Origin of the sequence: Streptomyces sp. MB09-02B (genome assembly GCF_033794485.1) — a bacterium.
Lineage (GTDB): Bacteria > Actinomycetota > Actinomycetes > Streptomycetales > Streptomycetaceae > Streptomyces.
Genome location: NZ_JARGEE010000997.1, coordinates 1 through 610, shown reverse-complemented (window position 1 = coordinate 610; position 610 = coordinate 1). Strand labels below are relative to the sequence as shown.

At 73.8% G+C, this 610-nt stretch carries 1 protein-coding gene; it reads right to left on the bottom strand.

Annotated elements, in window-relative coordinates; all coding sequences use genetic code 11:
* Positions 1-408: hypothetical protein (locus P1P70_RS45540; RefSeq protein ID WP_319248478.1), on the bottom strand; the 408-nt coding region annotated here is incomplete at its 3' end.
* Positions 409-610 lie beyond the last annotated feature (202 nt).

The following is a 610-nucleotide window of genomic DNA, read 5'->3' as shown; positions in this document are numbered from 1 at the left end:
TGTGGGGGGTGGGGCCGTGGTGAGGCGGCGGTAGGCGGCGCGGGCCTGGAGGAGGCGGGCCAGGGTCGTGCCGGTGAGCGCGGCGGTGAGGAGACAGACCAGCCAGAAGGTGTCGCGGGGGTTGGCCCAGGTCAGGACCCCCGCGGGTGGGATGGCGAAGCCGTTGAGGAACAACCAGCACAGTGCGGCCGTGCCGGGGGCCGCGATGAAGCGGGCGTAGACGCCGAGAAGTGCGGAGAGCAGGGACAGGGCCGCCAGGGCGAGGCCGGGGCGGTCCGTGCCGACCAGTGCGTTCAGGACGGCCACCAACGCCATCGCGCCCCCGAAGGCTGTCGCCCACACCAGAGGCGTGGCCACGGGTTGGGGGACGGGGCGCGGGCCGCTCCCCAGGGACACCCACTGGATCACGGGCACGCTCCGCGGGTGTGGGGGCCTGCCCCTTCGGGAAGCAGGGGTATCCGGGCGGTGTGGAGTTCCGATGTGGTGGTGGCGGTCCGGGTGACCGTTCCGTGTGCCGTCGGGGTGCCCGCTGTGCGGGGTGTGGGGACACCCGTGGGGGTCATGGTGGTGGTTCCTTTCGGTCAGCCCTCGGTGCCGGGGTGGGTGGGCC